Below are 23,216 nucleotides of genomic sequence, written 5' to 3'. Positions count from 1 at the left end.
TCAGGCGAGAATACGTGCCTTCTGGGTCTCGAACTCGGCCTTGGTCAATACTCCCGCATTCTTGAGTTCGCCCAGCTTGGTGAGCTGTTCGAGCTTCAAGTCCATCGATGCTGCCGGAGCTGCCGGAGCTGCCGATGCTGCCGGAGCTGCCTGCGGTGGCAGGGGTGGTAGATCGGGAATCGGTGGCACCGGCTGGGCCTGCGCTGCGCGAGCCTGATCTTCGGCGGCCCAACGGGTCCGCTGACGGCGCTGAACATTGCCGTGAATGGAGCTTGCGACGGCTACCCGGCCGGCTCGCCTCAAGAAACTCATGCGTCCTTCTCCGTATTGCCTGGTGCGGTGTTGTCCAGTGCAGCAGCCAGTTCGTCCAAGCTCAGGTGACCTTCGGTGACAATCTTTGCGCCGCTGCGGGTCCACGCGTCGATCACCGGCAGTATTGCCAGTTCCTCGTAGACGAGTACGGTGGCAACACTTCCGGCGGCCAACTCGTCACCAACGGCAGCGAGGTCGCCGGCGTCGAGCAGTCCGGAGGCTGCGCCGTCGAACTGCGCCAGATCGAAATCTGCGAGTTCGAAGGTGGACGCGGGTACGACGGATACCGTTCCGTCGGCGGCTTTGGTGACGAACTCGAGGTCGAGGATGCGGATCACGCCGGAGTCGACGAGAGTGAGCAGCTGCTCGAATCCTGCGGAGGTCGGTGCACCGCCGGGAAACTCGACGGCTACGTATTCGATCGGACCGAATTGGTCTTGGTTGGACATCGGTTACTTCTTGCCCTTCGTGGGTTGCGGTTCTTCCAGAGCAGGTACTTCGTCGGGCATGCGGCCGGCCGGAATGATGGCGAGCAGGGAGAGTCCGGCGAGGACGAGTAGCGAGGTTCGCAGGGCGCGCAAGCGCGCTTCGGTGTTGATCCGGATGGCTTCGTCGATCTGTGCTTGTGTCGCCGAGGTGTTTTCGAGCGTCACGACGAGTTGATCGTTGGGGACGAAGTTGACCTGGTCGAGATTGATCCCGGACTCGACCTTGAGTGATGCCGGGATGGTGGGGTTGTCGATCAGCTGCGAGCTGACGAGGGTACCGAGGATTCCGACGGCGAAGACGCTGGCCACCGCGATGCCGACGCTGCCGGACATGTTGTGTACCAGTCCCCGCCAGGCACCGACGTCGCCGGCCAGTTCCTTGGGGGCTGCGGTGAGGAGGGTGTTGAACACCAGCGCAACGATGGCGCCCTGCCCGAGGCCGAGGGTGATCAGTCCGATGACGACAAAGATCTGATGCCAGTCGCCACGAATGGTGAAGGCCAACAAGATGAGTCCAGCGGCAACGACGACGAACCCGGCTCGTGCGATCAGACGCGGGGAGTACGTCTTGTACAGACGCGCGACGACGGTGCTCGCGATGAAGATCGAAAGTGTGTACGGGATGATCGAGAACGACGTCTGCAAGCTGCTGCGGCCCTGGATGATCTGCATGTACAGCGGAATGAGGAAGTTGGCCGCGGTTCCCACGAACATCATCGTCGCCATGCAAATCGTGGTGGCGCGCTCGGCGCCGGTCTTGAGGACGTCGAGGTTGAAGAGCTGAGGCTTGTTCTGCGCCTTGCGGCTTCGCGTCCACTGGAAGAATCCCTGCGCGCAGATGGTGCCGAGGACGATCAGGATGGCCGCGGGTGAAACACCGATGACCGAGAACGGCGCAGCGTCGGTGGCCAGGATGACGCCCCACGAGTTCAGGCCGCTGAAACCGAAGCTGAGCAGGATGACGGCAACGGCAGCAATGGCGGCGCCGGCCCAGTCGATGGTGATGTCCTTCTGCGGGGGAACAGGTTTGACCCGGAAGCTCAGGATCAGGTTGACCACCGCGAGAGCCACGACGAGGGCGAACGAGTATCGCCACCCGATCGTCGTCGCGAAGGAACCGGCGATGAGCAGCGCCAGCACACCGGCCGCCGGGATTGCTGCTGCCAGGTAACCGATGGCCTTTGCCTGCTGATCGCCACTGAAGTTCGTGGCGATGAAGACCGTCAACGCAGGAGCGATGAGGGCGATCACGGCGCCGGATGCAGCTTGGGCCACGAACAGCATTGCCGGGCTCTGACTCAGGGCGACCGCGGCCATTGCGAGGCCGTGAATCGCGACGGCAATCTGGAAGACCAGACGCGTTCCGTAACGGGCGCCGATCTTGGCCCCCAACAGAATGAAGGCAGCCATGGCGAAGGTGCCCGCGGTGATCGCGGTGCCGACACTTGTTGCGGGCGTGTCGAGATCGGTGGTGATGCCGGCCATCGAGACGGTCAGGGCGTTGACGGCGAACGACGCCTGAATCTGGGTGAGGACCACCACGATGAGTGGTAGCCAGGAGGCGGTGCTCACGGCGGCCGTTGTGGCGGCCGCGCCAGGCTTTACGGACATGATGGGTCACGCCTTCCTCGACACTGCGTGTACTCGCGACGTGCCCGGATCAGCCACGCACGGCTACATTAGCCGGAATTGTGCTGAATGGTCGCCTGCAAGTGGTTGGTTTCTTCGCGGTAGACCACCATCTCCCGGTGCAAGGCGCGCCGGAAGCGCGGTTGCTCGGCCAGCAGTACCGCCAGCACGGTCAGCAACAGCCACGTCGCGGCCGCGCTCGCGAGGAGCAGCAGGACCGGAATCCACGGACCGCCCATCTGCTCGAGCAGCGTCGTCTTTGCCCAGACGCGCCAGTAGAGCATCAGATTGACGATCAGTCCGACACCGTACGAGATGACGAAGGACAGCAGGAACTGCTTCCACGTGCCGTCGTGGCGCCGCGCCGTCATCGGTTCTGCCCGCAGCGGCAAGCTCACCGACATCACGTTCGCGACCCCCAACCAGAGCAGGATCATGGTCAGCACCTGGCCGCACGCCTTCACCAGGTCGGCACTGCTTCCGGAGCGCCACGCGAGGACGGCGCTGAGCAGGAACCCGGCGCTGCCGACGAGGAGCAGCATCACCGCGTTTTTCGCGACGAGCACGTGCCAGAGCCTCGTTCCACCGGACAACGCAGCGCGCACGCGGCCGGCGTCGAAGCTGAGCGCATTGGTGCACACGACGCTTCCGACCACACCCGAGAGTGCGTACAGCGCAAGATAAGGCAGTCGATCTTCCTTGGCGTCCCACTGGAAGAGGCGAATGAATGCCAGGTACGCCAAGCCCATTCCGAGGCTCAGCCCCAGCCGAAATGCGATCGACCGAGGCTTACCACTCACCACGTGCCGTGCTTCCTCACGGATCCGGGAGCCGAGATCCTGCACGTGCCGGACGACGGGGTTGCCCGAGTTCAGCGGGACGTAACCGCGGATCGCGGCGGCGACGGTATCGGTGTCACCGGCATCGAGCGCGGCGACGCGTGCTTCGAGAACCGCAAGGTGGGCGGCGCGCAAGGCTATCCGTGCGGTGGTCACCGCGGCGACGGCGTCGGCCTCGGCCTGCGCGGCGGTGCCGATGCCGGCGTCGGCGGGCAGTGGCGGCTGCAACGTCGTGATCAGTTCGAGTTGACGCGCCATGTGCGGCGACGGTGACAACCCGCTGTACGACGGTCGGCTCAGCGCTGATCGTTCGTCGTCGAGCGAATCACGGACGGCCGCGGCAGCCTTGCGGACGGCTGCCGGGTTGTGCCAGCGCACCGACCGGGCGTCACGCTCGGCGGCGACGGCCCGGGAGGCAACCTCGGTCAGATCCTCGACCGCTGTCAATGTCTGCTCCACTCGGTTTAGGTTGGTTTCATGACCACCAACTCGGAAAAGGAAGATCTCCAGCGGTACCTGCAGGCAGCACGTGATGCGCTCGTCTGGAAGCTCGACGGGCTGTCGGAGTATGACATTCGGCGCCCGATGACCCGGACAGGGACCAACTTGTTGGGTCTGGTCAAACACATGATCGGCGTCGAGCTCGGGTATTTCGGTCCTACGTTCGGCCGTCGGGTTCCCGATCTCCCCGCGTGGTTGCGTTCGGAGGAACTCAACGTCGACATGTGGGCCCGCGCCGACGAGTCCACTGCCGACATCGTCGAAACCTATCGCCGCACCTGGGCTTTCGCCGACGCCACGATCGAGGAGCACGATCTGGACGCCCCCGGCTTCGTGAAGCACTGGCCGGAGGATCGTCGCGACGTCACACTGCACCGGATACTCGTTCACGTTGTCACCGAGATCCATCGGCACGCCGGCCACGCGGACATCGTGCGGGAGCTGATCGACGGCGCCGCTGGGATGAAGGCGGGCGACAACAATCTGGCTCCCGGCGATGAGGCGTGGTGGGCCGAGTACACCGACCGTCTGGAGACGGCGGCACGCGAGGCCCACCACGCCTGAACTACTCGAATACCGCTGCTGCGCCGATCACCACGACAACGATCACGAAGTTGATCAGTAGCAGTGGCCAGACGAAGCGCAGGAACTTGTCGTAGCCGACCTTCGCCATGGCCAACCCGCCGACAACGACGACGTTGGTCGGGGCAACCATCAGCATCAGGCCGTGGCCCATCTGGAAGGCGGTGATGACGAGTGCTCGGCTGACTCCGGCAAAGTCGCCCAGCGGTGCGAGCAGCGGCATCGCCAGGGTGGCGTGACCGGAACTGGACGGGATCAGGAACGCCAGCGGGATGTTGACGAGCATCACCAGGATCGCGAAGACCCCCGCCGAAGCGCCGCTGACCAATTGCTCCATCGCGTTGAGGATGGTGTCGAGGGTTTCGGTGTTGGTCATGATCACCGAGACGCCGCGAGCGAGCAGGATGACGATCGCCGGTCCGACCATGTCGCCGGCTCCACGCGTGATCAGGGAGACGATCTTCTTCTCACCCATCTTGGCGACTATGCCGACGAGAACGGCGGCGAGGATGAACAGCATCGCCAATTGCGGGAACCACCAGTTCAACTCGAACCAGTAGGGCTCGGTTGCCGTGACGTGGTACGCGTCGTACTCGGCCGGACCGGTGGTGGCGCCGAAGATGCTCGACCACGGGATGACGGAGAAGATCATCAGTCCGAAGGTGAGTCCGGTGATGAGCAGTACCAGCTTCTGAGTTCCGGTGAGCTTGCCGTCGATGTCGGCCGGCTCGGCCGGCTCTTCGTCTTCGTCGTCCGCGATGTCGAAGCCGACAAGCGACTTGGACGGATCCTTCTTCACCTTTGCGGCGTAGCGGAGAACGAATACCACTGCCACAGCGGTCAATACGATCCACAGGATCACGCGCAGCACGATGCCGTCACCGATGGAGACGCCTGCCTCACCGGAGGCGACGCCGATCGAGAACGGATTGACGGTCGACGCCATGTTTCCGACCAGAGCGCCGAGGATGATCATGGTGGCCGCGACCATGCGGTCGTAGCCCAGTGCCGTCATCAGCGGTATGAGCAGGGCGTAGAAGCCGAACGTCTCGACCGAGAAGCCCATTGTCGAACCGAGCAGCGAGAACAGCACCATGATGACGGTGATGAGCAACCAGCCCTTGTCGCTGAGCTTGGTAGCGAGTTGGGAGACAGCGGTTTCCAGGCTGCGGGTGGCAAAGCTGACCGAGATGAACGCACCGAGCGCCATGATGAAGAGGACTACGCCGACGGAACCGAAGAGCCGTCCGATGTTGTCGGTGTCGACGAACCCGGTGATCGAATCCTGGACGCCGTAGAGGCCGTTCACGGGGGAGAGGATCAGTTGCTGGATTCGTTCCCAGAACGAGAGCGGAGACGTGACGGTCTCGAAGCTGCCGGGAACGGGTGAGCCGTCCACGTCGACGCCGAAGCGTCCGGCCGGAATGAACAGTGCCGCAACCCAGACCAGAATGGTGACGATCGCGAGCATCGTGACCGCGCCGGGGAACTCGAACTTCTTCTTGGCCGGAGTAGGTGCGGACCCCGTGTCGGTTTCGGTGCTCATTTCTTCCCCTCGAAGGTGTCGGCGTACTCCTGGAAGAACAGTGCTTTGGCGACGACGGCCTTCTCGAGCTCGTCGAGCAGGACGCGTTCGTTGGGGCCGTGGATGTTCGCGTAACCGTCAGTGGCGCCGAACAACAGCTTCTCGGCGGTGGGCACTGCTGTATCCAAGGCCATCACGAGGGGGATCGAGCCGCCGCCTGCCATCAGCCCGGCCGGCTCACCCCACGACTGCGATAGTGCAGACAATGCCGCGTCGAAGGCCGGTCCACCTTCGGCTGCCGCAAACCCGTCGCCGGTTTCTCCCGCGGTGACGGTCAGTTGCAAACCGAAGGGGCGCAGGGCTTCCAGGTGCCGGACCAGAGCAGCCTGCGCCTCGGTGGCAGGTTGGCGCGGGTGTACGCGCAGATTGATCACGGCGCGGGCAGTGCTTGCGACGGCGTTGACCGCACCGTCCACAGGGGGAGCGTCGATGCCCGTCACGGTGATGGCCGGGCCCGACCAGATGCGTTCGCCGATGCCGCCGGTTCCGAGTAGCGGAAGCCCGTCTTGGATCTCGGCGAGGGTGCGGAACTCGTCCTCGGTGTATGAACTGCCGGTCCACGGTTCGCGCAGGAGGCCGTCGATCGCCACGTCACCGTTGTCGTCGTGCAGCGACGCCAGTGCGCGGATGAGCGCGAGGCGGGCGTCCGGTGCGGCGCCGCCGTAGAGGCCGTTGTGCTTGTCGGCTCCGAGAGTGGTGAGTTCGACGATCACCTGGGCCGATCCGCGCAGTGCGACGGTCAGGGTCGGTGATCCGGGTCGAACGCTCCCGACGTCGGCGATGACCATTGCGTCGGCCGCAAACAATTCGGGGGCTTCCGGCGGATAGTTGTCGAAGGGGCTGCCGAATTCTTCCTGGCCTTCGATGACGAGCTTGACCGTCACTGGCGGCTTTCCGTCGAAGACGCGAAGCGCGCCGATCATGCCGATGACGTTTGCCTTCGAATCTGCCGTACCGCGGCCGTAAATCGCGCCGTCACGCTTGCTCGGTTCGAAAGGCGGTGAATCCCAGAGTTCGACGTCGTCGGCGGGAACGACGTCGTAATGCGAATACATCAATACGGTCGGGGCTCCCTCTGGACCGGGAACTGTTGCAATGATGACCGGCGCAGTTTTACCTGTTATTTCGAGTTTCTCTATCTTCGTGACTCCGGACTTCTCCAATAGAGAAACGATCAGGTCGTGAGCCTCGAACAGGGGCTCGCTGGGGAAACCTTCTGTTGCTATCGACGGAATACGAACAAGTTCGACGAGTTCCGACTCCAGTGCCGGCATCAAAGCTGCAACTGTTTCCTTGATTGTGGAATAGGAGGGCGAGGCGGATTCTTCCGGCACGGAATTGACTCCTTCTGGGAAAGGCGAAAAACATTAGAGGCAGAGTCTTACACCCGATATGCGGGGTGTGAAAGGGTGACCCGAACAAAAAGCCGAAGTGGGGCGTCGGGCCCGCGATTCTTGACATTGACGTCAACGTCAACACACACTGTGACGGTGACCACCAGCGAAACGCAGGAGCGAGCGCGGACAGCCCGCAAACTCGGCGACGGTCCACGCCGTGCCGGACTGCTCGACACCGCTGCCCTCTGCTTCGGCGAACTCGGATACGACGCCGTGACGGTCGAGACGATCACGACCAGGGCTGATGTGTCCCGGGCGACCTTCTACGCGTACTTCTCGTCGAAGGACGAGGTCTTCCGCGCCGTCGCCGAAATGATGTGCCGACGCTTCCTCGACGCTCAGCACATGGAGGGCCCGGCGGCCGAGGATCTACGCGAAGTTCTCCGAACGACCACGTCGGCGTTCATCACGGCCGTGTACACCTACGGTGACCTGCTCGCGGTGATCGAGCATCGGGCGCGGGTGGATTCCGAGGTCGAGCGCAGTTGGTCGGCGGTTCGCGAAAAGCTCGTGAGCCGCTACATCCGCTTTGTCGAACGGATTCGACAGGTTCACGACGTAGATCCCTGTGTTTCGCCCCCGGTGCTCGTTCAGATGATCTCGGACGCACAGATGGCCGGTGGAGCACGACTGAGTAAGGCGAGTGTCGAAGAGCAGAACCAGTTCATTGCAGATATGACGACGATGTCCGAGCGGTTGATCGGGTTCGAAGAGTCGAAATAGATTTCTTTTACGAATGGAGCGATCGGTGGCAGAACAAGACGTGCTCGAAGCGGCTCTGGCGGAGATCTCTGCGCTGCAACAAGCGCATTGGCCCGCCGGCATTCCCCGCGCCGTCGAGTATCCGCTCGAAGGTGGGGGACTTGTCGATTACTTGCGGCATTGGGCGATCGAGCGGCCGGATACTCCTGCCATCGTCTTCTACGGCCGGGTCATCACGTATTCCGAATACGACGAGCTTTCGGATCGTTTTGCCGGATGGCTGCTGTCACTCGGAGTCGAACGCGGCGATCGCGTCGGCGTTCACCTGGTCAATTGCCCTCAGTTCCATATCGCGATGCTCGGCATTCTCAAGGTCGGTGCGGTTCACGTGCCGATCAATCCACTCTTCCGTGAACATGAATTGATTCACGAACTCAACGATGCCGGCGTCAAGGTCCTACTGACGCAGAACACCTTCTCGAAGTTGGTGAAGAAGGTTCGCTCACAGACTCCACTCGAACACGTCGCGAAGACTGCAGTGTCGGACATGCTGACGGCGATCCCGACCGTCGAACTGCCCTTCGAGGTCGACGATCCGCGCCTGAGCGACTGGCAGTCGATCATCACCAGTGAGCGGGCGACTCCTGTCGCCACCGAACTCGATTCCCTCGCCGCCCTGAACTACACGGGCGGAACGACGGGAATGCCCAAGGGCTGTGAGCACACTCAGCGCCACATGGTTTACACCGCGGCCACCGCGACGCTTGCGGGCGGTGACCAGGTGGGTGCCAATCCGCCGGTGTCCCTGGTGTTTCTGCCGATCTTCTGGATCGCAGGTGAGGACTTCGGCATCCTGGTTCCGCTCGTCAACGGCGGAACCGTGGTCCTGCTGAATCGTTGGGATGCGGAGACCACGCTCGACGCTGTCGAGGCTTACGGCGTGACCTCGCTGGTCGGAACTGTCGACAATTACGTCGAACTGATGGACACGCCAGGATTCGCGGAGCGAAATCTCTCGACACTCCAGAACGTCATGGCAGTTTCGTTCGTTCTCAAACTCGATCCGGCCACGCGCCAGCGGTGGCGCGAGGCTACAGGCGGCGTTCTGCGCGAAGCGAGCTACGGCATGACCGAAACCCACACCGCGGACACGATCACCCTCGGCTTCCAGGACGGCGACTACGACCTGAAAAGCGAGCCGGTGTTCTGCGGAATTCCGGTGCCCGGCACCGACGTTCTGATCGTCGATCACGACGGCAGGCCGGTGCCCGTCGGCGAGCACGGGCAGATCATCGTGCGCAGCCCATCCATCCTTTCCGCGTACTACCGCAACGAGGCGGCCACCGCCGACGCCATCCGTGACGGCTGGCTGCAGACCGGTGACGTCGGAAAGTTCAGTGAGCGTGGCGGTTTGCACTATTTGGCGCGGAACAAGGAAATGATCAAGACCAACGGCATGAGTGTCTTTCCCTCCGAGGTGGAAGCGCTGCTAATGCTGCACCCGGCGATCGAAAAGGCTGCGGTGGTGCCGAAACCGGACCCGGACAAGGGGCAGGTGGCTTTTGCGTTTGTCCAACTGGTCGAGGGTTCCGACACTGCGGCCGACGAGATCGTCTCGTGGGCGAAGGAGAACATGGCCACGTACAAGGTGCCCGAAGTGGAAGTGCTCGAGGCGCTTCCGATGACAGCGACAGGAAAGGTGCGCAAGGGCGATCTGTTCGAGCGCACTCAGGGGGACAAGTGAGACTGCTGATTGCGAACCGCGGCGAAATTGCGCTGCGGATCATTCGAACTGCCCGTGAACTCGGGATCGAGACGGTGTCGGTGTACGCCGAGGACGACGCGTCCAGTCCGCACGTCGCGGCGGCCACGGAGTCGGTGCCGCTCGGAGCGTCGGGCGCATCCGCGTACCTGGATCAGAGCGCACTGCTGAAGATCGCGGCCGAAACGGGCGCCACGCACGTGCACCCGGGTTACGGATTCCTCAGTGAGAATGCCGAATTCGCGCAGGCGTGCACAGAGGCGGGCATCGTCTTCGTCGGCCCGGACGCCCAGGTTCTCCGGACTTTCGGCGACAAGGCCAGTGCCCGCACCGCGGCGGTCGACTCAGGAGTGCCGGTCCTGCCGTCGACATCGGCGAACGCCGACCTCGACGAGGTGCGTGAATTCTTCGAGCGCAACTCCCGCGGCATCATGATCAAGGCGCTCAGCGGCGGCGGTGGCCGCGGCATGCGCGCGGTGCGCGACCCGAAAGCGCTCGACGACGCGTACCGTGTGTGTGCGGCCGAAGCCCAGTCGGGATTCGGCAGTTCGGCACTGTTCGCCGAGGTACTCAGTGAGCACGCTCGGCACATCGAAGTGCAGATCGTGGCGGCACCGGGGCAAGGTGGAACCCACGCGCTCGCTCTGGGTGACCGCGATTGCAGCGTCCAACGTCGCCATCAGAAGTTGATCGAGGTTGCGCCCGCGCAGGGGCTGTCGGGGGCCCTGCGCGAGCGTCTTCACGCTGCGGCGGCGAGGCTGTGCGCCGAGGTCGGCTATCGAGGCATCGCGACGGTCGAGTTCCTGGTCGAGGAACGCGGGTTCGTCTTCCTCGAAGTCAATCCCCGAATTCAGGTGGAGCACACGGTGACCGAAGAGGTCACCGGAATCGATCTCGTCGCCGTGCAGCTCGCGATCGCGGACGGAGTTCCGTTCGAGAACCTGGACCTGCCAACAGGGATCACCGCTGTCGAGAAGGCCTCGGAGACAGTCGGATCCGTGGCAAACGCTTCGGGGATTGCGATACAGGCCCGCGTCAATATGGAAACCATGACGCCGGACGGCAATGCGCTGCCGTCCTCCGGCACGCTCGACAACTTCACTCCTCCGGGCGGACCCGGCGTGCGAGTGGACACCTTCGGTACGGTCGGACTCTCGCCGAGTGCGCGTTACGATTCGCTCTTGGCAAAGGTGATCACCCACACGCGTCGATCGGATTTCCCTGCCGCGGTGCGCAAGTCGATTGCCGCTTTGAGTGAGTTCGCCATCGACGGCGTAGCGACCAACATCGAGTTCCTGCAGGCAATACTGTCGGACAAGGACTTCCGCGACGGCCTGGTCGACGTCGACTGGTTGGGTTCTCGATTGGCGGACCTCGTCCCCGACGTTGGCCCACAAACGCCCTCCTCGTCTGTGGACGTGGCACCGGACGAGGATGTGGTCCGTGCACAGATGGCGGGCATCGTCGTCGAACTCGCGGCAGTCGGTGACGGCGTCCATGCGGGTGGCCAGGTTGCCGTCCTCGAGGCGATGAAGATGCAGCATGTTCTCTCGGCGCCCGGTGATCTCGAAGTGGTCCGGGTCCTGTCGTCACCGGGGAGGTCGGTGGGTGCGGGCGAACCGTTGCTCGTCGTCCGTAGTGCAAGCGCGGGATCGAAGCTCGCCGAGGTCGACGAGGTGGACCTCGACGACGTGCGTCCCGATCTCGCGGAGATCATCGCTCGCCACGAGGTGACCCTGGACCCGGCCCGGCCCGCAGCCGTGGCGAAGCGTCACAAGCTGGGACGCCGGACTGCTCGCGAGAACGTCTACGACCTGGTCGACGACGACAGCCTGGTCGAGTACGGCGCTCTCGCGCTGGCGGCGCAGCGGAGTCGGCGAAGCGAGGAAGACCTGATCGCCAACACTCCTGCCGACGGGTTGATCGGCGGAGTGGCGACCATCAGCGGCGGCGAGAGCGTCGTGATCTCGTACGACTACTCGGTGCTCGCCGGTACCCAGGGCATGCGCAATCACGCCAAGACCGACCGCCTGCTCGAGATCGCCGATCGCAAGCGAGTTCCGGTGGTGCTGTTCGCGGAAGGTGGCGGCGGTCGCCCCGGTGACACCGACGCCGGCGCCGGGGCGGGCCTCGAGCTGGGAACCTTCCGCGCCATGGCGGCGCTGAGCGGGCGGGTGCCCATGGTCGCCGTCGTGTCCGGGCGCTGTTTCGCGGGCAACGCGGCCCTGGCCGGCGCGTGCGACGTCCTGATCGCGACACCGGACGCCAACATCGGGATGGGTGGTCCTGCCATGGTCGAGGGCGGCGGGCTCGGAAACTTTCGCCCCGAGGACATCGGCCCCATCGACGTGCAGCGCCGCAACGGCGTCGTACACCTGGTCGCTGACGACGACGCTCATGCGGTGGCGCTGGCCAAGCAGTACCTCGGCTACTTCCAGGGTGCGAGCGGAGAGTGGACCGCTCCGGATCCGCGGCTCTCGCGGCATGTGGTGCCGGAGAATCGCCTGCGCTCGTACGACGTTCGTGGAGCGATCGACGCAATCGCGGACGTCGACAGCGTCCTGGAACTGCGTCGAGACTACGGACGCGGTGTAGTAACCGCACTCGTTCGTGTCGAAGGAGTTCCGTACGGTGTGCTGGCGAACAGCAGCGAGCATCTCGGCGGCGCGATCGACGCGGAAGCCTCGGACAAGGCTTCGGATTTCCTGGAACTGCTCGAAGCGCACCGCATCCCTCTGGTGACGCTGTGCGACACACCGGGATTCATGGTGGGCCCGGATTCGGAGGAGGAGGCGACGGTTCGAAGGTTCGGCAGCTTCTTCGTTGCCGGTGCTCGCCTCACCGTGCCGTTCGGAACGATCATCCTGCGCAAGGGTTACGGGTTGGGCGCCATGGCAATGGCCGGTGGTTCCTTCCACGCCCCCGAGTTCACGGTCGCGTGGCCGACGGGCGAGATCGGGCCGATGGGTCTGGAAGGTGCTGTGCGTCTCGGTTTCCGCAAGGAACTCGAGTCCGTCGAAGATCCGGTGGCTCGGGAAACGCTGTTCGGTCAGTTCGTGGAACTGGCCTACGCACAGGGCAAGGCGCTGATGGCGGCGACCACGTTCGAACTGGACGACGTCATCGATCCGGCCGATACCCGCGGATGGATCAGACAACTCTGCAGAAACAGTTGAGATCCTGCTGATTCGAGCTGTTGCCGCACGTGGGCGGGGCAACTAGCCTTGCCCACGTGTCGGCTGCGCGAGATAACGTCCTGATCATTCATTGGCACGACCTGGGGCGGCACCTCGCGAGTTACGGTGTCGCCGGGGTCAACAGCCCCCATCTCGACCGGCTGGCGGCAGAAGGCATCCGGTTCACCGACGCACACGCGACGGCGCCGCTGTGCTCGCCTTCGCGCGGATCGCTCTTCTCGGGCAGGTATCCGCACAACAACGGTCTGATCGGGTTGGCGCACCACGGCTGGGAGTACCACGCTGAGGTGCAGACGCTCCCGCAGATCCTCTCCGACAACGGTTGGTACACCTCGCTCTTCGGCATGCAGCACGAGACTGCGTATCCGAAGCGACTGGGCTACCACGAGTACGACGTCACCAACTCGTTCTGCGACTACGTGGTTCCGCGTGCCCAGAACTGGCTACGACGCTTCCCGCCCGAGCCGTTCCTGCTCACCACGGGATTCTTCGAAACGCATCGCCCGTACCCCGCCGATCGCTATACCCCGGCGGACACCGCAGCCCTGGAGGTCCCCGGATACCTTCCGGACGTGCCACAGGTGCGCGAGGATCTGGCCGAATTCCACGGCAGCGTAGAGGTGGCCGACGCCGCGGTGGGGGAACTGCTCGCGACCCTCGAGGAAGAGGGGCTCGACGAGAACACCTGGGTCTTCTTCCTCACTGATCACGGCGCGGCGTTCCCGCGTGCCAAGTCGACGCTCTACGCCCCGGGTACCGGTATTGCCTTGATCGCTCGGCCTCCCGCGCGGTATCGCAGTGGCGGAAAGGAATACGAGACACTGTTCAGTGGTGTGGATCTTGTTCCGACCATTCTCGATCTGCTCGGAATCGACGTCCCCACCGAGGTGGAAGGGCGCTCGCACGCCGATGCCCTCGTCGACCGCGGAACTGAACCGTCCGAACCCGTTCGTACTTCCCTGTTCACGGAGAAGACCTTTCACGACAGCTTCGATCCCATTCGTGCGGTGCGAACCAAGGACTACAGCTACATCGAGAACTACGCCGTCCGCCCGGCTCTGGATCTACCGCTCGACATCGAGGACAGTCTTTCCGGAAAAGCGCTCGGCACCGAGCATCTTGCGGTACGCGCACCCCGGGAGCTGTACGACCTCCGTGCCGACCCGGACGAGAAGATCAATCTGATCGATCGACCGGAAGTCTCGGCAATACAGGCGGAATTGTCCTCGCAGCTTCACACGTGGCGCGCCGAAACGGATGATCGTCTCCCGGACGAGGCATTGGGAAGCGCGATGGCGGTGCACCGCATGGCGGCGTACCTCGAGAAGATCGGTGTCCGACCCAACGTGCGGTCCGCCTACAGTGCGGACCGCGGTTACCTCGAGTCGGACACCGAAAACCCCTAGGGCCTTGCGGCTTCGCGCTCTTCCAACAATGCGATGACCCGCTCGACCAGCTCGTTGATGTCAGCGCCGGTTGTGTCGAATGCCAGGTCCGGCTCCTCCGGCGTCTCGTAAGGCGCGTCGATTCCGGTGAGCCCCTTCAGTTCACCCGCCCGCGCACGAGCGTACAGGCCCTTGGGATCTCGACGTTCGCATTCTTCGACGGGAGTGGTGACGGCAATTTCGAGGAAGGTGAGCCCGGCAGCTTCGTTGAGCGCGCGCGCAATTGCTCGATCCGAACGCAGTGGCGAGACCATCGACGCGATCGCCACCACGCCGGCGTCGGCGAACAGTCGAGTGAGATGCCCGACGCGTCGGATGTTCTCGGCTCGGTCTCCCGGCGAGAACCCGAGATCGTCGGAGATACCGTGGCGGACGTTGTCACCGTCCAGCAGATACGCGGTGCGTCCCGCGTCGACGAGCGCACGTTCGACAGCGACTGCGACGGTGGATTTTCCGGATGCAGGTAGGCCGGTCAACCAGATCGTCGCGCCCCTCTGGGTGGTAGACGCCCATCGCCGTTGACGTTCGAGTGAGGACGGATGCCACTTGATGTCGTTGCGGGTCTGCTCGCCGGGAACGACGACGCGAGGTTCGAGAATGGTGCCGGCGCCGACGGTGTCGTTGCTCTGCTCGTCGATCAGGATGAAGGCGCCAGAGTCCCGATTGTGGTCGTAGGTGTCGGCGACCACCACGGAACTGGTTCGGAGCGTGACCGTTCCGATGTCGTTGAGTCCCAGTTCGACTGGGCTGTCCTGCTCGTCGAGCGTTTCAGGATCGAGACGGGTGTGCAGTTCTTGGACGGTCGCTCGCACGGTCCGGGACGTGTGTTTGAGCGCTATCCGATCGCCCGCGCGCAACGGTGTGTTGGACAACCAGCAGATGGTGGCTTCGAGTTCTCGGGCCAGAACCGGCAAATGAGCCTGCGCACCGCCACTGACCAGAACGTCGCCACGTCCGACGTCGATGTCGTCGGCCAGTTCCACCGAAACCGACAGTGGTGCAACGGCAGTACTGCGGTTGTCGTCGAGAGTGTCCAGACTGATCACGGTGCTCTTCGATCCGGACGGCAGGACCACTACCTCGTCTCCGACGCTCAGTGTGCCTGCCGAGATCCGGCCGGTGTACCGGCGACGATTCTGCGGATCGGGGCGCGAAACCCATTGCACGGGAAGCCGAAGCTCCTCGATGTGCGTCGCGGGCGCATGGAGTTCGACGCCTTCGAGGTACTCGAGGAGCGTCGGCCCCTCGTACCACGCGGTGTTCTCGGACCGCGTCACGACATTGTCGCCGGCTTTCGCGGAGACCGGTATGGCGAGTACGTCCTCGCGTCCGACTTGCCGTGCCAAGGCCCGCAATTCTTCCTGCACCTGAGCGAATCTCGCTTCGTCGAAGTCCACCAGATCGATCTTGTTCACCACGGCTACAAGGTTCGGAACACCGAGCAGTGCGGCGATTCTGGCGTGCCGGCGCGTCTGACGCAGCACGCCGGTCCTCGCGTCGACCAGCAGGACCGCTACGTGAGCGTTGGATGCTCCGGTGAACATGTTGCGCGTGTAGCGTTCGTGCCCCGGGGTGTCGGCGAGTACGTAACTTCTGGTCGGGGTGGAGAAGAATCGGTACGCGACGTCGATCGTGATGCCCTGTTCACGCTCGGCACGTAGTCCGTCGGAGAGTGCAGCCAGGTCGGCGACACCGTGCTCGTCGGTGACGGAATCGAGGTGATCGGTTGGCAGACTGTCGGTGTCATGCAACAGTCGGCCGATCAGCGTGCTCTTGCCGTCGTCGACGCTACCCGCCGTGGCCAGTCGCAGGAGTTGGCGAGTGATGGTGGTCGTCATCAGAAGTAGCCCTCACGCTTTCGGTCTTCCATCGCGGCGACCGACGTTCGGTCGTCTGCGCGAGTCTCGCCTCGTTCGGAAACCGTCGCGGCCGAGATTTCGGTGACGACGTCGTCGATGGTGGTGGCGTGCGATCGAACGGCGCCGGTGATGGTCAGATCGCCGACGGTTCGATATCGCACCCACTCGGTCGTTGCCGCGGCGTTCTCGGCGTCGGTGCTGAATTCGGAAGCAGCGAGGAGCATTCCGTCGCGCTCGAATACCCTCCGCTGGTGCGCGAAATAGATGGACGGCAGTTCCAGTTCCTCCTGGGCTATGTAGCGCCAGATGTCGAGCTCGGTCCAGTTGCTCAGCGGGAAGACACGAACGGACTCGCCGCGTCTGATCCGACCGTTGTAGAGCGACCACGGTTCGGCCCGTTGCGCTCGCGGGTCCCACTGGCCGAACTCGTCACGGAAGCTGAGGACTCTTTCCTTGGCGCGCGCACGTTCCTCGTCCCGGCGGGCGCCGCCGAACGCGGCGTCGAACCTTCCAGCTTCGAGAGCGTCGAGCAGGGTTCTGGTCTGCAGGCGGTTTCGCGATCCGCTGGTCTCGGTCGACTCCTGCACTCTGCCCTGGTCGATCGAATCCTGAACGGAAGCAACCAGAAGTGTGTGCCCGCCCTCCTTGATTCGGCGGTCGCGAAATTCGATGACCTCCTCGAAATTGTGACCGGTGTCGACGTGCAGGACCGCGAAAGGGAGTGGGGAGGGCCGAAACGCCTTCTCGGCCAGACGAAGCAGGACTATCGAGTCCTTGCCGGCCGAGAAGAGCAGTACCGGTCTCTCGAGTTCTGCCACCACCTCTCGAATGATGTGAACCGCTTCGGATTCGAGAACTCGGAGTTCGTCGACGACATCGGTGACGGTGCTCATGTGACGGGATATCCGTTCTGTTCGGCGTCGATGCGATAACGCTGCACCCATTCGCGGGATCGTCCGTCGCTCTGACGACGCAGCGGCGGTGGCGGGGCCAGTTGTCCGTCGAGGCCGAGGGAGATGAGGGTTTTTGCGACCACGGACTGCGGGTCTTCGGTGAGATCGCGGAACCCGACTTCGATGGGAGAGATGTCCTCTTCCTCGAACCAGCGCTTCCATTGGCGTTCCTGCTCGCCGAGAATCGTCACCAGGTGCGCGATTCCGACTGCGTTGTACTGCGCACCGTCCGAGAGATTCGGTGGAGTCGCGTCGTCGCGCCAAACCTGTGTCTGCACGGCGCGCCACATCGACACAGCTTGAGCGACGACATCTTCTCGATAGACGTGGATGAACTGCAGGTCGTGATCGAGGGTGTCGTGGAGTGCGGAACGTAGGTCCGTCCCACTGCGCCAGGGCAATCCGGCCGCGCGATCGAGTAGGAGCGGCGTCTGGTTCCACATCAGCTTGCCACCCCAGACTCCGTTGGGGGTTCGGCCGAGTTCGAGAAGTTGTGTGCGCCACTGTTCGGAGGTGCGAGTGTCCGGCGTGCCCGGGTGGAACGGGGCGAGCAGACCCAGGACGGACTCGTCCGTGACGTCTTCGAACCACTGCCTCGGTTGCGGCGATCGCGAGGTCTCGGGGAGGTACTGGAAGAACTCTTCCGGCTCACCCGCGACCCCGGTTGCTCGCAGGGATTCGACCAGCAAAGTACTGCCGCTGCGCTGCGAAGCGCAGACGAGAAACGAGCGTTGGGCCTCCGTCATGCGAGCAACGCTAAGGGGGGCCGGAAACCGCCGCAAGCTGGGAAAATAAACTCACGCAGAGGTTAAATCTCGACGTGAAACGTTAAATGTGCGGGTCACGAAATGTCGCGCTGAGGCACGTCTTACGCAGTTGTCGCAAGGGCCGCGGCAAGCCCGAATGCGATGGCCATGAAGACAACTTCACCGATGGCGCGACGCAGGGATCCGTCCGAACTCATGCGGTGTGCAGCGCTCGCGACCACCCATGTCCGGCGCCACCACCATCCCAGGGCGACGAGCAGTCCGATCGCCACGATCTTGGCGAGGATCACCCGACCGTATGCGGTGTCGTAGAAGGCGGAGAGTGAGTCGAGTCGCACGACGGCGTTGACGATACCGGTGACGACCAGCGCGAGGACGCATCGCCAGGCGAGAGCGGAGTACTTGGGCAACCAGATCGCCCAGGCACCGCGCGACGGTACGGCAAGCGCGAGTGCGGCGAGCACGCCGAACCACAAGGCCGCAGCGAGGACGTGAACGGCGTCGAGGATCGATCCGAAGCTCTGCTGCGCCATGTGCCCGGTGATCGGGCGGGCAGCGAGCGCCAACGCGGAGACGACCAATGCCGGTGCGACGGGCACCGTCTCGGGATTGGTGAATCCGTAGATGCCGTAACAGACGACGGCAAACGCGCACGCGATGATCGCGACGCCGACGCGGCCGACGTTGACCTCGGAGACGAATGCGCCGAAGTGCCCGATGGTCAGCGAGGTGACCGGGGCGCCGTCGGCCGCTGCGGCATTGAGCACGAGGAGCGTGATCTCGGCGACGAGCCACACTGCTGCCACCGCGGTGAGCTGAGTCCACATGACGGCGGGGGTTGTCGCCGGGCGGCGTTCACTGCGGCCCATCCAGGCGAGCGTCGCGATGCCGAGGGTCAACGAACCACATCCGATCGCGAGAACGCGGACCGTGCTCGACGATTCGGGTCCCGACGGGCTGGCGAGGCCCCAGGCGATCAGGACTCCCAGCAGAGCTGTGGGTACGGCAAACAGCAACCACCACCTGTTTGCCGTACCCGTCACGCGATCAGCTCGACTTCGGCTTACGGAGCACGAAGAACAGCGCACCGCCGAACACGACGACGCCGGCGACGATGAAGATCCACACCGGCATGCTGCCGGACTCCGACTCACCCGTACTCGACGCGGCGGCAGCGCCGGGAGTGCCCGACCCCGCCTCGGTGAGGGTGAACGTCAGGGTTCCGTTGACGGGGTGACCGTCAGCGGAGGTGACGCGGTACGCGATGGTGTAGACGCCGGTCGGCCCGAGATCGCCGAGGTCTGCACTGACAGTGGGTCCTTCGACGGACGGATCGCTTTTGGTCCAGAGGTTGCCGTCCGGGCCGGTGACCGTCAGCGCCGCGAACTGTGCCTGCAGAGCCTCGTTGAACGTGACCGAAACCGTGTCAGGCGCAACCTGAATGGACGCACCGTTTTCCGGGTTGGAGCCGACGACCGCGGAGTGTGCACTGGCCGTGCCCATTCCGAGCATCGTGGCCAGCATCGCGAGCATGCCGACGGCGATGACCTTGATCCGGGTACTCATCAGCGCTTGCTCCTGACCAGTGCGCCGAGGCCGAGTGCAGCGCCCAACGCGCCGAGCACCAGGCCGACGCCGCCGAGCCAGCGGGCGGTGTTGTCCGACGAAGAGTCAGCGGCTTCGGATGCGGCGGACGTCTCGGCAGTGTTATCGGCAGAGGGGGCTCCGTGGGCATCGCCGGTGGACGCGGCGAGAGTCAGCGTCGGGGCGGGCTTGTCCGGCTCGCTGCCGTCGGCAAGCTCTTCCTGATCCCAGTTGACGACGTTGCCGTCGCTGTACGTCTGGACAGCCTTGAACTCGACCTCGTCCTGCTCCGGCAGCGGGCCGGCAGAAAGGACGAACTGCTGGAACTGGCCGGGGGCGATTCCGACGCCGGGGTCGGCGGTCCACGTCACGGACTTGGCGACCAACGAGGTGGGGTCCTTCTCCACGACTGCGGTCCAGCCGGGCATCGGTTCGGTGCGTGCCGACTTGAGGTCGGGGAGTGCGACCGTCAGCTTGGTGGTCGAAGCGGTGTCGGATTCGGTGGGCACGCGGAACGTGAGAACGGAGTATCCGCCCTGCGCAGCTCCTGGTGCGACGACGCTGACGTGCGCTGAAGCAATTCCGGCGGCCAGCAGCACGGCGCTGCCGGTAGCGACGGTCGTGACAACCGCGCGCGAAATCAGGGTGTTCTTCATGTCGGGAAGTGTCCTCTTGGTCTGGTGAAGGGGTGGGGCGTTCTACGAATCTTCAGACCAGGGCAGGAGGACCGCGCCGCGAGATGCTGGCGCGAAGTAGAGCGTCGACAGGTCCGTGATGGATTCCGGTCGAGACGGTGTGGCCGCGGGAAGTGACAGCGGCGGGAGCCAGAGACGCCAGGACGATGTGGAGAGCGTGGGTGACAACTCGGTAGAGGCGCTCGGCGGCCAGGACCGCCACCGCACAAGCGACGGTGGCACTGGCGTGAGCACCGAGCATCACCAATCCCGGAGCGGGCGAATGAGCGTGCTCGGAGAGCGTCATGGTGGTGTGCGCGGCCAACTGACCCAGACCCAGAGCAACGATCAAGGCAGCGGGCCCCCGTGAGAGGGCGGGAAGGGTGGCCGTCACGGCGCCGACGGTTGCGCAGACGGCGAGCAACAGGGTCAGCGACGACGACTGTGGCAGCTCGCCTCCGCCGATCCCGTGCGCGGCGACAGCGAGAGCAGCCGAAGCGGAACCGACAGCTGTCCCCCGGAGGGTCGCGGTCTGCTCGGCTGCTCTCACTGGAGTTCTCAGGTCTAGCGCACGCCGAGACGTGCGAGCAGATCTGCTTCGACGCCGTCGAGTTCGGAAGAAATCGCCTGGTGAGCTGCTTTACGGCGAGCCTGCGGCATCTGCTCGGCAGCGCGAACTGCCGTGCTGAGGTCGCCGAGGCGCTCACGGATGGCGGCGGCGAAACGCTGCGTCTCCGCGTCGTCGGGCTTGCGGCTGAGGATCTCGGTGACCGAGCTCTCGGCGCCGGCGATACGAGCGCTCAACTTCGCGCCGTGACCGGTGTAGTCACCGAGCTGGTCGACGGCGATGCCCATCTTCTGTGCACGCGTGGTGTCGAGCTGGGCGCGCACCGCCGTGGCTGCGCGGTAACCGATCGGCAGGAGAACGGGGGCAAGCAGACGTGCCACTCCCAGGTACTTACGCACCTTGGCGACGGTCAGGCCCTGATTCGCAGCGGCCTTCTCCTGCGCCTTCAGGGTCGCGATCTGCGCCTTTTCGATCTTGTGCTGTGACTCGATCTCGGCTTTCTCCAGCTTCTTGAGCGACTTGGTCTCGACCTTGTCGCGCTTACGCTGGCTCTTGGCGTTGAGCTTCGCCTCGACCTCAGCCTTGTGCTTGAGAGCCTTTGCCTCCGCCTTGCGGGTGGCACGAGACTTTCGCTTCTTGAACAACCCCATCGAAAAGGACCCCGTTTCCAGGTGTTTGTGTGTTGCCAGGTACCTGCGCTTCGGCTTCAGCCTAGGGGAGCACATAATCTTCGTCATCGTGTGTTCCGTTAACAACCCCGCGCCCCAGCTCCCGATCATCGATTCGGGGGCGTTGACCCGATGCCGTCATCGGGTGCGTCTGGACGGGTTGTTTCCCGGGAAATCGGCTTCGGAACCCGTCGACACCGGCATCAAGCAGCGCCAGGATGCCGCGATCGCGAAGCGCGCGGAGATCGCCGAACTCGTGATCGGTGCTGCTCCCGAGCGTTGGGTGAAGATCAACCCCGACCAATCGGCGTCGGCTCAGGCTCGCGACACCTTGGCTGCCTGTGAGGCCGGCGCAGACCGGATCTGGGGCGCGGTCTTGCCGGTCGAGCGCGACACCGGACGCAAGGGCCGCTGCGAAATGCTCATCCGTGACGACGAGGGCGGCGGGTACATCCCCGTCATTGTCGTCAATCACAAGGTGACCGATCCCGGCCAGGGCGCGATCACCTCGGGGCTCTTCGAATGGGAGCCCGCGGCCGATCCCAAACGCAAGGTCCGCAGTCAGGTCCGCGATCAGATGCGCGTCGCGCAGGTCTATCGGATGCTCGAGCGTCGTGGGCTGGCGAGCCCGTCGCTGACGGCAGGCGCGATCGGATACAACGGAGACTGCATCCTCGTCCACGACCTCAGCGCGATTCTCGACGATTACGACAAGCGTTTCGCCGACCGTATCGCTGTGGCCCGCGGTGAGGTGCTGACGTCTCCGTCACAGGTGAGCGAGTGCAAGTCGTGCCCGTGGTGGACCGAATGCAAGCAGGAGTTGGTCCGCAACCGCGACGTCAGCCTGGTGGCTGTCGGATCGCGGGCCGAGCTTCTGCGCGACGTGGGCTGCAACACGATCGATCAGCTGGCCGCCTGGGACGGTGAGCCGCTCGAGGATTGGCCGCACGGAAATTTCGACGACGCAGTAGTGATCGCCAAGGCGTGGTTGGTGGATGCTCCGTTGGTGCGGCGGTTCGAGAAAATCTCGGTGACTCGGGCGGACATCGAGATCGACGTCGACATGGAGAGCTATCAGGAGCACGGCGCCTACCTGTGGGGGACGTTGCTCAATGTCGGTGGCTTCTCGATGTATCGAGGATTTGCGACGTGGGACCCGTTGCCGACACGTGACGAGGCGCGGTCGTTCGCAGAGTTCTGGGGCTGGCTGATGGCGGAGCGTGCCGCAGCCGCCGCTTCGGGTAAAACCTTTGCCGCGTACTGCTATTCGCGTTCGGCCGAGGACAAATGGTTGTTGGACTCGGCGCGCAGGTTTGCCGGTGAACCCGGGATTCCGAGTAAGGACGAGATCCGCGAGTTCATCGACAGTCCGCAGTGGGTCGACATCTATCAAGCGGTGAGTGATCAGTTCATCTGCCCGAACGGCAAGGGACTCAAGAAGATTGCCCCCGTTGCCGGATTCAACTGGCGTGACGCCGAGGCCGGGGGTGAAGCGTCGATGGCGTGGTACCGCGAGGCGGTCGGCTACGACGGTGAGCCGGACGAGACGCAGCGGACACGCATCCTGCAGTACAACGAGGACGACGTCATTGCCACCAAGGTCCTCCGTGAGTGGATGACGGACCGCGCGGAGAAGGAAATTCCGCTGGCTTCCGAGTTGTAGCGCTGATCCGTTCTGTCGCGATTGTCTGAAACATCCTATTT

The 23,216-nt window shown here is 64.1% G+C and carries 20 protein-coding genes; 6 read left to right on the top strand and 14 right to left on the bottom strand.

Annotated features, from left to right (window positions below; all coding sequences use genetic code 11):
* The 4 genes from QRN54_RS21675 to QRN54_RS21660 all read right to left on the bottom strand — a co-directional run bounded on the left by QRN54_RS21675 (position 1) and on the right by QRN54_RS21660 (position 3,727).
* Entirely contained in the window at positions 1-312 is a 312-nt protein-coding gene (locus QRN54_RS21675) for an SHOCT domain-containing protein (protein WP_285183056.1), read from the bottom strand.
* Positions 309-761: a DUF6325 family protein gene (locus QRN54_RS21670; protein WP_285183055.1), complete on the bottom strand. Its 453-nt coding sequence runs from the start codon at positions 759-761 to the stop codon at positions 309-311. The genes QRN54_RS21675 and QRN54_RS21670 overlap by 4 nt, the downstream gene beginning before the upstream one ends.
* A 3-nt stretch (positions 762-764) precedes the next feature.
* Entirely contained in the window at positions 765-2,411 is a 1,647-nt protein-coding gene (locus QRN54_RS21665) for an MFS transporter (RefSeq protein ID WP_054188693.1), read from the bottom strand.
* Positions 2,412-2,479: 68 nt separating this feature from the next.
* Positions 2,480-3,727, bottom strand: a complete 1,248-nt coding sequence (locus QRN54_RS21660) for a hypothetical protein (protein ID WP_042453265.1) — start codon at positions 3,725-3,727, stop codon at positions 2,480-2,482.
* A gap of 18 nt (positions 3,728-3,745) precedes the next feature.
* Between QRN54_RS21660 and QRN54_RS21655 the strand changes: the two genes are divergently transcribed.
* Positions 3,746-4,333 (top strand): DinB family protein, encoded by a 588-nt coding sequence (locus QRN54_RS21655; RefSeq protein ID WP_003944177.1) that lies wholly within the window; start codon positions 3,746-3,748, stop codon positions 4,331-4,333.
* Between the two features lies 1 nt (position 4,334).
* Here QRN54_RS21655 and QRN54_RS21650 read toward each other — a convergent pair whose 3' ends face one another.
* Together QRN54_RS21650 and QRN54_RS21645 are read right to left on the bottom strand one after the other, a co-directional pair.
* Complete coding sequence (locus QRN54_RS21650; protein ID WP_275231980.1) at positions 4,335-5,897, bottom strand: YfcC family protein; 1,563 nt, start codon at positions 5,895-5,897, stop codon at positions 4,335-4,337.
* Positions 5,894-7,270, bottom strand: a complete 1,377-nt coding sequence (locus QRN54_RS21645; RefSeq protein WP_076948835.1) for a M20/M25/M40 family metallo-hydrolase — start codon at positions 7,268-7,270, stop codon at positions 5,894-5,896. Before QRN54_RS21645 ends, QRN54_RS21650 begins: the two co-directional genes overlap by 4 nt.
* A gap of 150 nt (positions 7,271-7,420) precedes the next feature.
* On the opposite strand from QRN54_RS21645, the gene QRN54_RS21640 reads away from it, so the two are divergent.
* The 4 genes from QRN54_RS21640 to QRN54_RS21625 are packed head-to-tail and all read left to right on the top strand — an operon-like array spanning position 7,421 to position 14,400.
* Positions 7,421-8,056 carry a TetR/AcrR family transcriptional regulator gene (locus QRN54_RS21640; RefSeq protein ID WP_285183052.1) on the top strand — a complete coding sequence of 212 codons (636 nt, stop codon included), beginning with the start codon at positions 7,421-7,423 and terminating at the stop codon, positions 8,054-8,056.
* Between the two features lie 13 nt (positions 8,057-8,069).
* Positions 8,070-9,779 (top strand): AMP-binding protein, encoded by a 1,710-nt coding sequence (locus QRN54_RS21635; protein WP_502944070.1) that lies wholly within the window; start codon positions 8,070-8,072, stop codon positions 9,777-9,779.
* Positions 9,776-12,973, top strand: coding sequence for a carboxyl transferase domain-containing protein (locus tag QRN54_RS21630; RefSeq protein WP_285183050.1), 3,198 nt, complete (start codon positions 9,776-9,778; stop codon positions 12,971-12,973). Before QRN54_RS21635 ends, QRN54_RS21630 begins: the two co-directional genes overlap by 4 nt.
* Positions 12,974-13,029: 56 nt before the next feature.
* Positions 13,030-14,400 (top strand): sulfatase family protein, encoded by a 1,371-nt coding sequence (locus tag QRN54_RS21625; RefSeq protein WP_003944134.1) that lies wholly within the window; start codon positions 13,030-13,032, stop codon positions 14,398-14,400.
* Here the strand turns inward: QRN54_RS21625 and cysC are convergent.
* From cysC to QRN54_RS21585, 8 genes are all read right to left on the bottom strand, one after another.
* Complete coding sequence (gene cysC, locus QRN54_RS21620; protein ID WP_047272727.1) at positions 14,397-16,277, bottom strand: adenylyl-sulfate kinase; 1,881 nt, start codon at positions 16,275-16,277, stop codon at positions 14,397-14,399. The genes QRN54_RS21625 and cysC overlap by 4 nt on opposite strands.
* Entirely contained in the window at positions 16,277-17,191 is a 915-nt protein-coding gene (gene cysD / locus QRN54_RS21615; RefSeq protein WP_007735932.1) for a sulfate adenylyltransferase subunit CysD, read from the bottom strand. The genes cysC and cysD overlap by 1 nt, the downstream gene beginning before the upstream one ends.
* Positions 17,188-17,997 carry a trehalose 2-sulfotransferase gene (stf0, locus tag QRN54_RS21610; RefSeq protein ID WP_007735934.1) on the bottom strand — a complete coding sequence of 270 codons (810 nt, stop codon included), beginning with the start codon at positions 17,995-17,997 and terminating at the stop codon, positions 17,188-17,190. The genes cysD and stf0 overlap by 4 nt, the downstream gene beginning before the upstream one ends.
* 122 nt (positions 17,998-18,119) lie before the next feature.
* Entirely contained in the window at positions 18,120-19,061 is a 942-nt protein-coding gene (locus tag QRN54_RS21605) for a CopD family protein (protein WP_003944164.1), read from the bottom strand.
* Between the two features lie 4 nt (positions 19,062-19,065).
* Positions 19,066-19,584, bottom strand: coding sequence for a copper resistance CopC family protein (locus QRN54_RS21600; RefSeq protein WP_003944137.1), 519 nt, complete (start codon positions 19,582-19,584; stop codon positions 19,066-19,068).
* Positions 19,584-20,258, bottom strand: a complete 675-nt coding sequence (locus QRN54_RS21595; protein WP_064688015.1) for a YcnI family copper-binding membrane protein — start codon at positions 20,256-20,258, stop codon at positions 19,584-19,586. Before QRN54_RS21595 ends, QRN54_RS21600 begins: the two co-directional genes overlap by 1 nt.
* 52 nt (positions 20,259-20,310) lie before the next feature.
* Entirely contained in the window at positions 20,311-20,826 is a 516-nt protein-coding gene (locus QRN54_RS21590; RefSeq protein WP_058227362.1) for a hypothetical protein, read from the bottom strand.
* 14 nt (positions 20,827-20,840) lie between these two features.
* On the bottom strand, positions 20,841-21,494 hold the full coding sequence (locus QRN54_RS21585) for a DUF6474 family protein (protein WP_218695345.1): 654 nt from the start codon (positions 21,492-21,494) through the stop codon (positions 20,841-20,843).
* A gap of 124 nt (positions 21,495-21,618) precedes the next feature.
* On the opposite strand from QRN54_RS21585, the gene QRN54_RS21580 reads away from it, so the two are divergent.
* Positions 21,619-23,175, top strand: coding sequence for a TM0106 family RecB-like putative nuclease (locus tag QRN54_RS21580; protein WP_063315974.1), 1,557 nt, complete (start codon positions 21,619-21,621; stop codon positions 23,173-23,175).
* Positions 23,176-23,216 lie beyond the last annotated feature (41 nt).

The organism is Rhodococcus sp. MEB032 (assembly GCF_030208925.1).
Taxonomy (GTDB): Bacteria; Actinomycetota; Actinomycetes; order Mycobacteriales; family Mycobacteriaceae; genus Rhodococcus_F; species Rhodococcus_F qingshengii.
This window is presented reverse-complemented; position numbering and strand designations above follow the sequence as displayed.